The organism is Bacillus taeanensis, from assembly GCF_003318295.1.
Lineage (GTDB): Bacteria > Bacillota > Bacilli > Bacillales > UBA6769 > Maribacillus > Maribacillus taeanensis.
In genome coordinates this window covers 121,447-135,422 of sequence record NZ_QOCW01000004.1, presented here as the reverse complement: position 1 = coordinate 135,422, position 13,976 = coordinate 121,447, and the positions used below count along the sequence as shown (strand labels likewise).

The 13,976-nt window shown below is 34.5% G+C and carries 13 protein-coding genes and 6 tRNA genes; 4 read left to right on the top strand and 15 right to left on the bottom strand.

Going from position 1 to position 13,976, the window contains the following annotated elements:
* Positions 1 to 181: 181 nt before the first annotated feature.
* The 11 genes from DS031_RS05870 to DS031_RS05820 all read right to left on the bottom strand — a co-directional run bounded on the left by DS031_RS05870 (position 182) and on the right by DS031_RS05820 (position 7,572).
* Positions 182 to 2,173 carry a peptidoglycan D,D-transpeptidase FtsI family protein gene (locus tag DS031_RS05870; RefSeq protein ID WP_245947233.1) on the bottom strand — a complete coding sequence of 664 codons (1,992 nt, stop codon included), beginning with the start codon at positions 2,171 to 2,173 and terminating at the stop codon, positions 182 to 184.
* An 84-nt stretch (positions 2,174 to 2,257) separates the two neighbouring features.
* Positions 2,258 to 3,505, bottom strand: coding sequence for an MFS transporter (locus DS031_RS05865; protein WP_113804995.1), 1,248 nt, complete (start codon positions 3,503 to 3,505; stop codon positions 2,258 to 2,260).
* Positions 3,506 to 3,667: 162 nt separating this feature from the next.
* On the bottom strand, positions 3,668 to 4,279 hold the full coding sequence (locus tag DS031_RS05860; RefSeq protein WP_113804994.1) for a superoxide dismutase: 612 nt from the start codon (positions 4,277 to 4,279) through the stop codon (positions 3,668 to 3,670).
* A gap of 241 nt (positions 4,280 to 4,520) precedes the next feature.
* Positions 4,521 to 4,593, bottom strand: a tRNA-Phe gene (locus tag DS031_RS05855).
* 163 nt (positions 4,594 to 4,756) lie between these two features.
* Positions 4,757 to 4,833 (bottom strand) — tRNA-Met (locus DS031_RS05850).
* An 86-nt stretch (positions 4,834 to 4,919) separates the two neighbouring features.
* Positions 4,920 to 5,012: transfer RNA gene (locus tag DS031_RS05845), tRNA-Ser, on the bottom strand.
* An 8-nt stretch (positions 5,013 to 5,020) separates the two neighbouring features.
* A tRNA-Ile gene (locus tag DS031_RS05840) sits at positions 5,021 to 5,097 on the bottom strand.
* A gap of 20 nt (positions 5,098 to 5,117) precedes the next feature.
* Positions 5,118 to 5,191 (bottom strand) — tRNA-Met (locus DS031_RS05835).
* Position 5,192: 1 nt separating this feature from the next.
* A tRNA-Asn gene (locus DS031_RS05830) sits at positions 5,193 to 5,267 on the bottom strand.
* A 73-nt stretch (positions 5,268 to 5,340) separates the two neighbouring features.
* Positions 5,341 to 5,820 carry a DUF456 domain-containing protein gene (locus DS031_RS05825; RefSeq protein WP_113804993.1) on the bottom strand — a complete coding sequence of 160 codons (480 nt, stop codon included), beginning with the start codon at positions 5,818 to 5,820 and terminating at the stop codon, positions 5,341 to 5,343.
* A 141-nt stretch (positions 5,821 to 5,961) separates the two neighbouring features.
* Positions 5,962 to 7,572, bottom strand: a complete 1,611-nt coding sequence (locus DS031_RS05820; RefSeq protein WP_113805099.1) for a Na/Pi cotransporter family protein — start codon at positions 7,570 to 7,572, stop codon at positions 5,962 to 5,964.
* A gap of 258 nt (positions 7,573 to 7,830) precedes the next feature.
* Here DS031_RS05820 and DS031_RS05815 point away from each other — a divergent pair, with 258 nt between their 5' ends.
* Positions 7,831 to 8,604: a DUF1189 domain-containing protein gene (locus DS031_RS05815; protein WP_113804992.1), complete on the top strand. Its 774-nt coding sequence runs from the start codon at positions 7,831 to 7,833 to the stop codon at positions 8,602 to 8,604.
* A 76-nt stretch (positions 8,605 to 8,680) separates the two neighbouring features.
* Here DS031_RS05815 and DS031_RS05810 read toward each other — a convergent pair whose 3' ends face one another.
* Positions 8,681 to 9,550 carry a DUF1002 domain-containing protein gene (locus tag DS031_RS05810; RefSeq protein WP_113804991.1) on the bottom strand — a complete coding sequence of 290 codons (870 nt, stop codon included), beginning with the start codon at positions 9,548 to 9,550 and terminating at the stop codon, positions 8,681 to 8,683.
* A 179-nt stretch (positions 9,551 to 9,729) separates the two neighbouring features.
* Between DS031_RS05810 and DS031_RS05805 the strand changes: the two genes are divergently transcribed.
* Positions 9,730 to 10,056 (top strand): LysM peptidoglycan-binding domain-containing protein, encoded by a 327-nt coding sequence (locus tag DS031_RS05805; protein ID WP_113804990.1) that lies wholly within the window; start codon positions 9,730 to 9,732, stop codon positions 10,054 to 10,056.
* Between the two features lie 143 nt (positions 10,057 to 10,199).
* Positions 10,200 to 11,324 carry a flavodoxin-dependent (E)-4-hydroxy-3-methylbut-2-enyl-diphosphate synthase gene (gene ispG, locus DS031_RS05800; RefSeq protein ID WP_113804989.1) on the top strand — a complete coding sequence of 375 codons (1,125 nt, stop codon included), beginning with the start codon at positions 10,200 to 10,202 and terminating at the stop codon, positions 11,322 to 11,324.
* 88 nt (positions 11,325 to 11,412) lie between these two features.
* Here the strand turns inward: ispG and DS031_RS05795 are convergent, their stop codons facing one another.
* The gene (locus tag DS031_RS05795) at positions 11,413 to 11,985 is read right to left on the bottom strand and encodes a nitroreductase family protein (RefSeq protein ID WP_113804988.1); all 573 of its coding nucleotides are present in this window, start codon (positions 11,983 to 11,985) and stop codon (positions 11,413 to 11,415) included.
* A 164-nt stretch (positions 11,986 to 12,149) separates the two neighbouring features.
* Entirely contained in the window at positions 12,150 to 12,554 is a 405-nt protein-coding gene (locus DS031_RS05790; protein ID WP_245947231.1) for a DUF308 domain-containing protein, read from the bottom strand.
* Between the two features lie 196 nt (positions 12,555 to 12,750).
* Between DS031_RS05790 and DS031_RS05785 the strand changes: the two genes are divergently transcribed.
* Positions 12,751 to 13,326, top strand: coding sequence for a 5' nucleotidase, NT5C type (locus DS031_RS05785; RefSeq protein WP_113804986.1), 576 nt, complete (start codon positions 12,751 to 12,753; stop codon positions 13,324 to 13,326).
* Between the two features lie 232 nt (positions 13,327 to 13,558).
* Here the strand turns inward: DS031_RS05785 and DS031_RS05780 are convergent, their stop codons facing one another.
* Entirely contained in the window at positions 13,559 to 13,972 is a 414-nt protein-coding gene (locus DS031_RS05780) for a Fur family transcriptional regulator (RefSeq protein ID WP_113804985.1), read from the bottom strand.
* Positions 13,973 to 13,976 lie beyond the last annotated feature (4 nt).

The following is a 13,976-nucleotide window of genomic DNA, read 5'->3' as shown; positions in this document are numbered from 1 at the left end:
CACAATACTTAGATTAAAGCAAAAGTGTTAATTGTGTTTTAAAGAAATGTTAAGGTTTTGTAAAGTTATTGAAAGCGCATCTAAAAAAACGTCTTAAAACCCTCCCCTTTAATATCTGAAATAAATACCTCTTTCATACAAAAAAGAGAAAAAACTGTTAGTACAGCTTTTCCTCTTTATATTAATTAGCCTTTCGCTCTTTTTTTAAGGAGAAGTATTCGTCTAGTATGGCCCGACCAATATTTAAATTAATTGATCCATTTTTTATTGTCGGCACAACAACAGAAAACGCAACTTCAGGATCTTCATAGGGAGCATATCCAACAAGAGTTTGATTATTAATGCCGTTCTTTTTATCTACTTCAGCAGTTCCTGTTTTACCTGCTGGATTGTAAGGAGCCCCTTTAAAGTGAGAGGAAGCCGTCCCAGCAGTCATCACACTTCTAAACCCTAATTGAACTCGGTCAATATATTCCTGTTTCATTTCAATTCGATTTAACACATTAGGTTTAAGCTTATTAATTACATAAGTGTTTTCATTTTCTTCTACCACAGGTTCATGAATTGATTTCAGTAATCTCGGCTGCACTCTATACCCATCATTAGCAATTGTTGAAATATATTGCGTTAATTGTAAAGGTGTATACGTATCAAATTGCCCAATTGCAAAAAATAAGGATTGATAAAGTTCACCTGATCCTCCGTTATAGCCTGCTGCTTCATATGGAAAATCAATCCCGGTTTTTATCCCTAACCCAAACTGCTGATAGTAGTTCCTCATTGTTTGAAACGTTTCCTCCACTTTTTTATCGTTCACACAACACTTGCTTTCATAGTTGTACTCAGCCATCTTCATCGCAATTTTAAACATATAAACATTCGAAGATTTTTCCAATGCTTTCACATCATTAATACTTCCTAATGTTTTATATGAACTAATTGTCGACTCACCAAATTGAAGCGGTGCATCATACAAAACGGTACCTGGTTGAATGACACCTTCTTGTAAACCTGTTAATACTGTAGCCCCTTTCACAGTCGAACCCATTTCAAAAGCATTATAAATATTTACTAAAGGAGAATCAATAAACTTTCCATCTTTATATTGTTTACCTGCTATCGCTAATACCTCTCCTGTTTTTGGTTCTATCATAACTGCGTAAGCACTATTAAAATTACTGTTTCCTGAAATATTTCTTCCATTTAATATTTGACGCTCTAAAACTTCTTCCACACGTTTCTGTAATTCTATATCAATGGTTAATACTAAATCTTTCCCCCGTTCTCCTGGAATAACTTCTGGAATTCCTACAGGTTGGCCTGATTTATTTGTAACATATTTCTGTTGTTCTTTTTTTCCTCTTAATAGCTCTTCATACTGCTGCTCTAACCCACTTGTACCTACCTTATCGTTGCGATCATAGCCTCTTACTTCATAATAATTAACTTCTTCTTTTGGAATTTGTTTAATACTGCCAAATAATTCTTTTAACATTTTATTATAAGGATATGTTCTTTTAGCATCTAATTGAATTTCAACACCAGGCAATTGTATGAGATGCTCTATAACGAGAGCATGTTCAATATCTGATATTCCTTCTTTTACAGGCTGAGGTGTTAAAGCAAATCCACTATCCATTTCTCTTTTAACAGCCAAAGTTTCCATTTCATCTTTCGAAATGTTTGCAATGTCCGCTTCTGTAATTCGTTCTAACTGCAGTTTGTATGCTTCATCATTTTCTAAAGAAAGCCATTCTTCTTCAGTCAGCTTTTTTTTAGCTTCTTCTGAACGAGTAATAATCCAATAATCCTTCATATCCCTTTCAGTAATATGAGATGTATCTTTCTCAATAATGGAAGCTAAACGTTTTGCAACTTTAAGCTTTTCAGCATTTGTCGTTGTATTTGTTTTTGTGTAAGTAATTGTATAGATTGGTTCATTATCTACTAATGTATTTCCGTATCGATCAACTATTTTTCCTCTTGGGGCATCAATGCGGGCTGTTATATTTTCAACCTCTTCTGCTTTTCGTACATATTCTTCTCCCTCTACAATTTGAATAATCCCTAATCGTAATATCAATGTTGAAAACAGAAGGAAAACAGCAACAAATAGCATATTTAATCGAAATGGAACTTGTCTCTTTAATTTCTTTTTTTGTTGTGGTACCACGATACTTCCCCTCTTCTAAAATCTTTCTCTTTCAAAACAGTATTGAAATATTTATTATTTAAATATTTCGCATGTCATAAAAACTTATGACGGGGAAGAAAGCAGATTTTTCTTATGTTCTTTTCTATACCTAATTTTTCTTATACTAAAATAAACAAGCAAATGACCTGCTCCTATAATCATTAATAAGTATGGGATACTCACTGTTTCATCAAAAATTGTTACCGCAATAATAAAAGAAACAATCGACACAATTCTTCCAAGATTTAAATAAAGCTCTCGTACAACGATATACTCAATTCGCATTTCAGCTGCATTCCAAGACTTACCAATCACATCATATGTTAATGACATATATGGAACAAGGAGAAGAGGATAAGCAACTGAAATAACTGCCGCATAAATTAATAAGCGCGGATATGTTAAATTAAAAATAATAATATAGATGGCCGCATAAAGGAGCATCCCCCCAATTAGGATAGCTTTTTTTCGATAACGCGGTTTAATTAACCTTGTTGCTAAATAATAAGCAACAAAAGAAACGGAGGATTGAACTAACCCAAATGTACCTAATGCTAATTCGCTTTGTGTTGTAATAAAAACCCAAACAACAATAATAAAAATAAATGACCCTTCACGCAATCCTTGAAAAAAATGCGCTGTTAAAATTCGCTGCCAATCTGAATTTTTTTTTCGTTCATGATATATACGTTGAAATGAAAAATTGCCTTTTGCAGAGCGCCGGTTTAAAAAGAAACTTAATATAACGGCTGCAAAAAACATTGTTAGTGACAAAGAAAAAACTAATTTATACCCAAGAAATTTCTCCATCCTAGAAATAACAAAACCAGCAAAAATTGGACCGATCATCCCAGCAAATGAAGTTAACAATCCAAGAAAGCCGTTAAAGAAATCTCTTGTGTCTGGTTCCGTTATTTCAAAAGTTAACACATTAAATGCCAGCCAATAAAATCCAAAGCCTATTCCAAGCAAGCCGCCTAAAACAATTAAATATTGACTAGCCTTATCTCCCATTAATAATACAGTCAAGTAAAATATTGATAAAAAGGAAACACCAAGCCTCAGTACAATTACACGGTCAATCTTTTTTGCCCATTTCCCTGCAATAATAAATGTTAAGGGCTGCATAATGACTACCGCTAAATTATATAATGCAATATCAACAAATTTCCCTGATTGCTTCCATAAAAAAACATTTACAAAAGTATTAGACAAAGCAATACTTAACGAATAAAGCCCGCCTATTAGAAGAAGCAAAAGCAAATCTTTTGTGATATCAACATTTCCAAGCATTTTTTTGATAATTTTCATACGACGTCTCCCCTTTTCGTCTCAATCGTAGTTTGTGTTAATCATGTTTCCTTATACCTCCCAATTCTGTTTAAATCCATCAAACCGTTAATTAACACAAAGACGAAAAAAGGTACATAAAAAAGTCAGCTGATATAAAATATCAGCTGACTTTTTTAACAATTATTTTGCTTCGTTATAACGTTTTTCTACTTCATCCCAATTTACAACATTCCAAAATGATGAAATGTAATCAGGACGTCTATTTTGATAATTCAAATAATATGCATGCTCCCATACATCAAGGCCAAGAACCGGTGTTTTTCCTTCCATTACTGGAGTATCTTGGTTTGGTGTGCTTGTTACTTCTAATTCACCATTATTAACAACTAACCAAGCCCATCCTGATCCAAAGCGAGTTGCTGCAGCTTTTGCAAATTCTTCTTGGAATTTATCATAGCTGCCAAACTTATTATTAATCGCTTCGCTAAGTTCACCAGATGGTTGTCCACCGCCATTAGGACTTAAAATTTGCCAGAACAATGTGTGGTTTGCATGTCCGCCACCATTGTTTCGTACTGCTGTACGAATTTCAGCTGGAACTTCATCAAGATTTGCAAGAAGTTCTTCTAAGCTTTTTTCTTGAAGATCGGCATGACCTTCTAATGCACCATTTAAATTTGTTACATAGGCATTATGGTGTTTACCATGGTGAATCTCCATTGTTTGCTGATCAATATGAGGTTCTAAAGCATTCGTTTCATAAGGTAATGCAGGTAATTCGAATTTTGCCATTTTTACACAGCCTCCCTATAATTATGTAATTTAAATTAATTTCAAGGGTAGTATTCCCTTAAAAATTGTTAATAAAACAAAAAAAAAACATAGTTTAAATACAATTATGTTTAATAAGTCCCTTTAATTAATACCATATCAGATTTACCCGGAATTTTCAATTATTAAACAATAAATACATTTATATTTAAAAAAACAAAACCCTATGTCTGTTCTAGACATAGGGTTTTGTTTAAAAGGATGGCTCGAGACGGAATCGAACCGCCGACACGAGGATTTTCAGTCCTCTGCTCTACCGACTGAGCTATCGAGCCATAATTCATTATTAATTTTGAAGTATACTTTACAAGTGCTCCTCATTCCTCACTAACAAATAAGTCTATCCGACGTAGTGAGCGTGAAAAATTTTGGCTGCACAAGGTACTCCTATTTCAAATGAGCATCGAAGGTTATTCAACAAAATATATTTGAGTCTTTTGGTTGCGGGGACAGGATTTGAACCTGCGACCTTCGGGTTATGAGCCCGACGAGCTACCAGACTGCTCCACCCCGCGATAATATAAGAATCTAAATTTTCTTCCTCCCAAAGCAGCTGTCCCTTTCTTTTCTAGCCTTTCCAACTACTCTATGTAACAAAATATGGCGGAGGAAGAGGGATTCGAACCCCCGCGAGCCGTGAAGCCCCTGTCGGTTTTCAAGACCGATCCCTTCAGCCGGACTTGGGTATTCCTCCTTAATAGATGGTGGACCCTGTAGGACTCGAACCTACGACCGGACGGTTATGAGCCGTCTGCTCTAACCAACTGAGCTAAGGGTCCATTATAATTTATAATTAATATAGCGGCGGAGGGGATCGAACCCCCGACCTCACGGGTATGAACCGTACGCTCTAGCCAGCTGAGCTACACCGCCATGGCTCCACAGGTAGGACTCGAACCTACGACCGATCGGTTAACAGCCGATTGCTCTACCACTGAGCTACTGTGGAATATTTAAGACAAAAATAAATATATCATAAAACAAAAATGGTTTCAACATTTTTCATTATAATCTTTTTATTATTATACCGTTATAAAAAAATATCCAATCATGATTGCTTGAATAACTGTTTTTGCTGCTGTACTGCTTAAAAAGGCAAAAAGTGATCCAACGCCTACTTTAACAGCTTCTTTTAACGTCTTTTTTCCAAACACCTTTTCTCCAATGACCGCTCCTAAAAATGGCCCTATAATTACCCCAAAGAGTGAAAGTACAAATGGACCTATTAAAAGACCTAATGTACTTCCCCATACTGCCGCTTTGGAACCTCCCCTTCTTTTTATACCATATACATTACTTATATAATCAGCACTAAGAAGAAGCAGCAAAAATATTCCTTGTATAACCCAAAATAGGAAAGTAAATGATTCAAATGTAAAAAACACTCCATATAATATAAAGCCAAGCACGATAAAGAGGACACTTGGAATAATAGGATAAATCAGCCCTATAAACGCTACTGTAAACATTAACATAATGATACTCCAATATAAAATGTTCATTTTATCCCTCCTCTTTTATTACTTTTTTTAATCATTATATAAAATTTCCTCATATACAATAAGAAAACCTTTTAAACGATACAAATTGCTTATACAAAGAAAAGAAGACAGGATTAAACTCGTTAACCCTGTCCTTCTTTATTAACTTTCTTCACCTATTACAGCTTCTGCAATATTCACAGCATGGTCACCGATTCGTTCAAGATTGCTAATAATATCTACAAAACCAATACCTGCAGAACCGGAGCACTTCCCTTCATTTAAACGTAAAATATGTTTTTTACGAAGCTGTCGCTCCATTTTATCAATTTTATCTTCCATTTCGAGTACTGATTTTGCTTCTTGCAAATCTTTTGTTTCTAAGGCTTTGATCGAACGATTTAATGTAGAGAGAGTTAATTCAAACATTTCATCTAAATCCGCCATAGCTGAATCAGTTAAAATTACTTTATTACTAATAAGATAATCAACCAGCTCCACTACATTTTCCATATGATCACCAATTCGTTCTATATCACGTACAGAATCCATTAAATTTCCATGCTCTTCAGATTCTGCTTCAGATAAGGAGGTGCCTGAGATACTTACCAAATAATCAGTAATTTTGCGATCTAAGTTATTTATAGCTTCTTCATATTGAGCTGCCTTTTCTGCATTTTTTGGCTGCTTTGTCTTTAAATATTCAAAGGCTTCACCTAGCCCTTGATGAGAGAAATTAGCCATTCTTACGACTTCCGCTCTTGCTTGTCCTAATGCTACAGATGGTGAACGTTCAATAAACACCATATCTAAGTGTTTTGGCTTATATTCAATTGATGAATCTTCCCCAGGTACAAGCTTCGTAACGAGCACTGCTAAAAGCGCAATAAAAGGAAATTGAATAATTGTATTTGTTAAATTAAATGTTCCATGAGCAAAAGCAATTGTAAGTTCAGGATTTAACCCCATAGTCTCTCGCAAATACTCTACGAAATTTGTGAACAATGGAAGTATAATCAAGAAAATTGCTGTTCCAATCAAATTAAAAATAACATGAGTTAAAGCAGCTCGTCTTGCTGCTACTGAAGCCCCGATAGACGCTAACACTGCTGTTATGGTTGTCCCAATGTTATCACCAAATAGTACTGGTAGGGCTGCATCTAATGTTAGGGCATCTTGAGCAAATAACCCTTGAAGAACACCTATTGTTGCACTTGAACTTTGAACAATTACCGTAAATACCGTGCCAATAACAACACCTAAAATTGGATTATCACTCATGCTCACTGTTAAATCTTGAAATGCTTGTAAACTTCGCAGCGGCTTCATACCACTGCTCATTAACTCTAAGCCAAAGAACAATGCCCCAAAACCAAAAAATAATTGCCCAATGTTTTGCAGCTTTTTATGTTTAAAAAAGAAAATAAAGAACGTACCAAAAGCAAGTATTGGTAATGCATAGTCTTTAATCGGTATCCCGATAATAAATGCTGTTGCTGTTGTACCAATATTTGCTCCCATTACAACACCAATTGCTTGTTTTAAAGTCATAAAACCCGCATTTACCAACCCAACAGTTAGAACCGTTGTTCCCGAGCTTGTCTGAAGCAGTATTGTTACAATAACCCCAGTTAAAACACCCATTAATGGATTTGTTGTAAAACGGTCAAGAAGATCTCTTAACCGATCACCTGCTGAACGCTGCAGGGCGTCACCTAAGTATTTAAGACCAAAAAGGAAAATACCAAGTCCGCCGATGAACTCAAATATCATCTCCTGTATATTAAACTCCACTTTTTGCCATCCCCCTAACTATTTTTCGACAATGGTCTACAAACTCCCTGTCTATTATTAAATATTTGTTATCATTTTGTAAAGATGTTTAATGATTTTTATTGTTAATATTAAAAATTTTATTTTTTTATTAAATTTATTAAGATATTGTTAAGGTATTTTTCCTTGTGCACCGTACATTATTTAGCTAAAATTAAAAAGTATGTTTCCTACTAATAAATTACCAAGGAGAAGAAAATGGCGATTTTTAAAACCTTTCTTATAACCATGTTTTCCCCTAAAAAAGCTGCCTTCTTTCGCTTTCATACGATTGGACGAGTAATTCGTTACATTTTTATTTTTATGTTATTCATTGCTATCCCATATACCGTTTCATTTAGTTTATCTATTTTAAACTCTTTTCAGTATGTAGAGAAATCGCTAAAAGAGTTTACTCCTGGCTTTCAAATACATAATGGTGAATTAATATCAGATAAAACAGAAGGTATTATGCGCAAAGAAAAAGATCTTTTATTTATTTTTGATCCTACCAATCAACTCAATAAAGAACAGTATTTAACTGAAAGAAATGCTGTTATTTTCAAAAAAAATGAATTTATTTTAATTAATGATTATGATAGACAAGCCCTTTCGTTCAAAAACTTAAGTAATTTAACCATCTCAAAAAGGGATATTGTTTCTTGGCTTGATACTTTTTCAGAAATCTTTCCCATTATAATCGCTCTTCTGTTTATCCTCATTTATATTCTTGCGGTCGGGTTGCAGTTTACTTACATTTCACTGCTCTCTTATAGTGGAGTTTTTCTACAAAAACTGCTGAAAAGAAACCTATCTTATAGACATCTATGGCGATTATCCAGCTATGCCGTTACAGCACCAACCATAATTATTGTATGTTTAAGCTTTACTTCATTAATAATTCCCGCACCACTTCTTTTCTATATGCTGTTATCTCTTATTTATCTTGGGTTTATTATTTCGAAAACTCCTAAATCAAAAAAAGCACATTAACTGAAAGAGCTCTTTCAGTTAATGTGCTTTTTCATTACAATCTTTGTTCTTAAAAAGAAGGTTATCATTTGGTTCCTTATTTCGATAACATATTTTTAATTCCATCAACGATCGTTAATAAAAAGTCAATAAAACTTTGAATAAACGATTTTGTTTCTTCTCGATTCAAAAATTCATCAAGGTTATTTCGCGCTTGTTCTAATTGATCCTGCACTTGATTCCAATCAATATTCAACTCTTTCATTTTGTTAAATAGAGAAATTAAGCTTTGCAGCTCTTCTTCTGTTAACGTAATCCCTAAATCTGCAGCCACTTTTTCAATGAGAGTTCGTAACTCTTGTTCAGTTTTGGGAGGGTTTTGGGCAATTTCTTCCTTAATTCGAGTCATCAGCTCTGTCGCTTTTTCAACACCAAACTTCTCTCCTAACTGTGCTGACTGAACCATTTCTTCATTAGCAACTTGTTTTTGTTCTTCAGGAATTTCTATATTAGCTGTGATCTCATATGCTTTAATTAATCCTGTCAAAGCAGCTGTTCCAGAAACTTCAAATGGTGCTGTAATATATACTTCAGCATCTTTAACACCTGCTGTCACTAATGAATTCACATACATTTCTTCAGAAACCCATGTAATGTTATTTGTTGTAACAGTTAAGCCAGAATCTTTTTCACCAATTGTAATTTTTGAAGAGGAGAGAGCTCTCGTTCCAATTTGCGCTTTACTTATATATTGTCCTAAATACTGATGCTCTTCTTTATTTGTTACAATAATTGGTTCAATTTCTTGAGAAACTCCCATCTCCTCTAACAGTTTATTTTTTTGTTCTTCGCTTAAATCTTCACCTAACGTTACGATAACATCCCCAGGGGCTGCATCTGCTAATACAGGACTTACGCCGATAAGCAGTGATGCTAACAAACTAAAAATCATTAACCAATTTTTCATTTTCATACTCCTTTTTCCATTCAATCATTATAAGGAACTATTAATTATTATAGTCATTTTAGCAATAGTTTATCTTATAAATATTATTCAGCAATCCTTCTTTTAACCTATTATTGTTTTCATACAAAGAAGTGGACAAGCATAGATTGTATTAAAGTTTAGTAGATGGAGGAAAACGAATGAAGAATCTCTTAAAAATAAGCCTAGTCGGTTTATTACTTTATACCATTTATTATGATTTAAATATCGGCACCCTTCCTCAGCCTACCACAGCATCTGTTCAAAAAATCGAAAACCCTCGTGAAATAAAATCTGAACAGCAGATGACCTATAAAGAAGCTGCTGTTCAATCAGGTGATACTGTTTTAACAATTATCGAAAAATTAAACGGAGAACTAACTGTATCTATTAATAAAGTGGTTCAAGATTTTGAACAATTAAATCATGGTACAAAACCTGAACACATCCAACCAGGAAAAACATATAAATTTCCTATCTATCCATAAACACTCTAAATACTTATACTTCATTTCTTGCCAAATAATGAACTCTATTGCTACAATGAAAACGAATTGCCTCATTTCTTTTTTTCTAATTTCCATTTATAATGATAAAGGCAAAAGATAGATTTTAAAGGAGCGATTCACGAATGAGTGAAATTATCCATCGTACAAAAACACGCCCCGTTAAAGTAGGGAATTTAACAATTGGGGGAAATAATGAAGTTGTTATTCAAAGCATGACAACAACAAAAACACATGATGTAGAAGCAACAGTTGCTGAAATTAAACGATTAGAAGAAGCAGGCTGTCAAGTCGTTCGTGTCGCTTGTCCTGATATGCGTGCGGCAGAGGCAATTTCAGAAATTAAAAAGCAAATTAACATTCCTCTTGTTGTCGATATTCATTTTGATTATAAATTGGCCTTAAAAGCAATTGAAGGCGGCGCAGATAAAATTCGAATTAATCCTGGAAACATTGGAAGACGCGAAAAAGTGGAAGCTGTTGTAAAAGCGGCCAAAGAAAAAGGGGTTCCTATTCGCATAGGGGTGAACGCGGGTTCATTAGAAAAACGAATTTTAGAAAAGTATGGCTATCCAACAGCTGATGGAATGGTTGAAAGTGCTCTTCATCATATAAAAATTCTAGAAGACTTGAATTTTTATGATATTATTGTCTCCTTAAAAGCTTCAGATGTAAATTTAGCGATTGAAGCTTACGAAAAAGCTGCAAAGGCTTTTGATTATCCACTGCATTTAGGGATTACAGAATCTGGTACCTTGTTTGCCGGCACAGTAAAAAGTGCTGCAGGATTAGGAGCGATTCTTTCAAAAGGAATAGGAAACACAGTAAGAATTTCTTTAAGTGCCGATCCTGTTGAAGAGGTGAAAGTAGCACGTGAATTACTAAAATCATTTGGACTTGCTGCAAATGCAGCCACATTGATCTCCTGCCCGACTTGCGGCCGTATTGAAATTGACCTATTCAGTATTGCAAATGAAGTAGAAGAATATATTTCTAAAATTAAAGCCCCAATTAAAGTGGCTGTCTTAGGCTGCGCGGTGAACGGACCTGGTGAAGCACGTGAAGCAGATATCGGAATTGCCGGCGCCCGAGGTGAAGGACTTCTGTTCCGACATGGAGAAATCGTACGTAAAATTCCTGAAGAAACAATGGTTGAAGAGCTTAAAAAAGAAGTAGATAAGCTTGCTGAAGCCCATTATGCTAAGCAGGCAAAGGAAGCAGCAGAAGCAAATAAAACGAAACAAGTATAATATTATTAGAGAGGTTGTCTCAATAGGGTCTGACCCTATTGAGACAACCTCTCTTAAATGAAATTAAATGTAGAAGTTAGTTCTAAAATTATTCGGTCCACCACTCTACCTTGTCTTCTAATGGCTTTCTTGTTACGTTTTTTGGCTGCATATCTGGATAACCGATATAAAGAAACCCTAACACCATTCCCTTATTTGAAACATTAAACGTCTCCTTCATAATTCGATGATAAGTAGGCTTACCTGTTCGCCAAATTGTTCCTAAGCCAAGCTCGTGAGCCATGAGCATCATATTTTGAGCGGCACAAGCACAGGCTTCCACTTCTTCAATCCATTCAATTGTCTCACCGCTAACCGGTTCAACAATCAATGCAATAATTACAGGAGCACGTTTTGCTTTTTTGACTCCTTTTTCATAAGCCTGCTTTTTTTCTTCTGCTGTAGGCTGCTCCATTTCCTCAAGATTAATTTCTGCATAGGCCTCTCCAAGTTTTATTCTTGCCTCGCCCTGCAGAACGATAAACTTCCAAGGTTCTGTACGATAATGACTTGGCGCCCAACGACCTGCTTCTAAAATTTGTTCAATTTTTTCTTTGTTCGGTACCACCTCTTTTACTTTTCCAATGGATCGCCGGTTTTGAATAATTTTCATTAAGGACATCGTTTTCTCCCCCCATCCATGTTATCAATTTTCTGTTATATATCATGATATATTATGTATGTAATAAAGTCATTTGTGAACAATAAACAATTGGGATTATGTAATCATTAGAGGATAAAGGAAATGCACAATAACTAAAAAGAAGCCAAACGGCTTCTTTTTAGTTAGAAAAATGGAGCAAAAAACAAACTGATAATCACTGATGCTGCACCTATACCAATTGCCCAGTTTCCAAGAGATCTTGCACCTCTTCTACGTGCAATAAATCCAACAATTAGCCCAATTGAGCCCAATAACACAGGAAGGAAAAACAGTGATAAAATGGACAGCGCAATCGCAATCATTCCTGTTCCTCTTCCTTCATTTTCATTCGCTTCTTGATTTAGCCCCTGACGTTGTTCAGTTGGTGCATTAAAAGAACTTTCCATTGTCGGACGAATTGGCGCAACTTCAGCTGCCGTTTCTTCATTATAATCATTATTGGCATCAAGTCTTGATATATTGACAACATCCTCTGTCTCAATTCCACTGTCAATATCGTGTTCAAAACGGTTTTTGTCTTCTGCCATATGCATCCCTCACTTTCAATATTTCAGGAGCATTATTAGTATCACACTTGCAGGAAAAAATATAGATGTTAAAGATTGTCTAACAAGGAAGAATAAAAAATGTGCTACAATAATAAACAGAATCGTAAGCTTTTTATACTTTTATCATTTGTAAATTGTTTATTGTTAAAAGTATAAGAAATGAAGGAGTGTCTCGATGAACAAAAAACGTTTTGGTCTTGATATTGATGGTACGGTAACTTGTCCAACTTCATTTATCCCCTATTTAAATGAATCGTTCGAAAAAAATTTGTCTCTAGATGATATTACAGAATACAATTTAACAACCATTTTAGGAATTTCAGAACAGGAATTTTGGAAATGGATGATAAACAATGAAGAAAAAATCTATGCGAACTGCCCTAAATCTTCGGGAGTAGAACACATACTAAATAGTTGGGAAAAAAAACATGAATTATATTATATTAGCGCTCGCGGAGATCACTTATTAGACATAACTTATAAATGGTTCAAGCAGCATCAACTACCATATGAACATATTGAATTAATTGGCAGACATAATAAAATTGAAACAATTGTGAAACATAATATTGAGATCTTTTTTGAAGATAAACATGACAATGCTTGTGAAATTTCTGAGGAGTGCAATATTCCTGTTATCCTTTTTGATACACCTTATAATCGTATGGCTGTACCCAAAAATGTTATACGCGTAAAAGACTGGAAAGAAGCGAATAATTGGGTGAATGAATGGCTGGAGAAAGCTTTATAATACAAGAAAAACAGAGTTTACCCCCTCTCTAATAATGCCTCAATATTAACTGGGGCATTTTAGGGAGTAAGAAACTTTAATCATAAGCGTAAACAATCCAATCATGGAATATTTTTTAGATTTCAACATTTATCCCTCCTTTTTCCTCACCTATATTTAAGTACCGATAATTTTTCTTATAAACAAACAAATAAAAAAGCCGCTTTATTAAAAGCAGCTTCAACCATTTTTGTTATTCCATACAATTCGCACAGTATCCATAAACTTCAAATTTATGACCAGTTACATAAAAATCATTTTTTTTCACTGCTACTTCATTCATTGGACAAACATGCACGTGCTTTGTTTTTCCACACGTTAAGCAAATCAAGTGATGGTGATGATCATTTGTAGCACAACCAAAACGGTAACGCTTTTCTCCCTCTAATTCGGTAACTTCTATTATTTCTAATTCATCAAACAAGGAAAGATTGCGGTATATTGTATCAAAACTGAGACCTGGATACAAAGGTTTCATCGCCTCTAATACCTCTTTTGCTGTTAAATACCTTTTTTCTTTAGCGAAAAGTTCTAATAAATCTTTACGTTTATCCGTATGTTTATAGCCTTTTGCCCTTAAAATTTCCATGGCCGTTATTACATTCAAAATG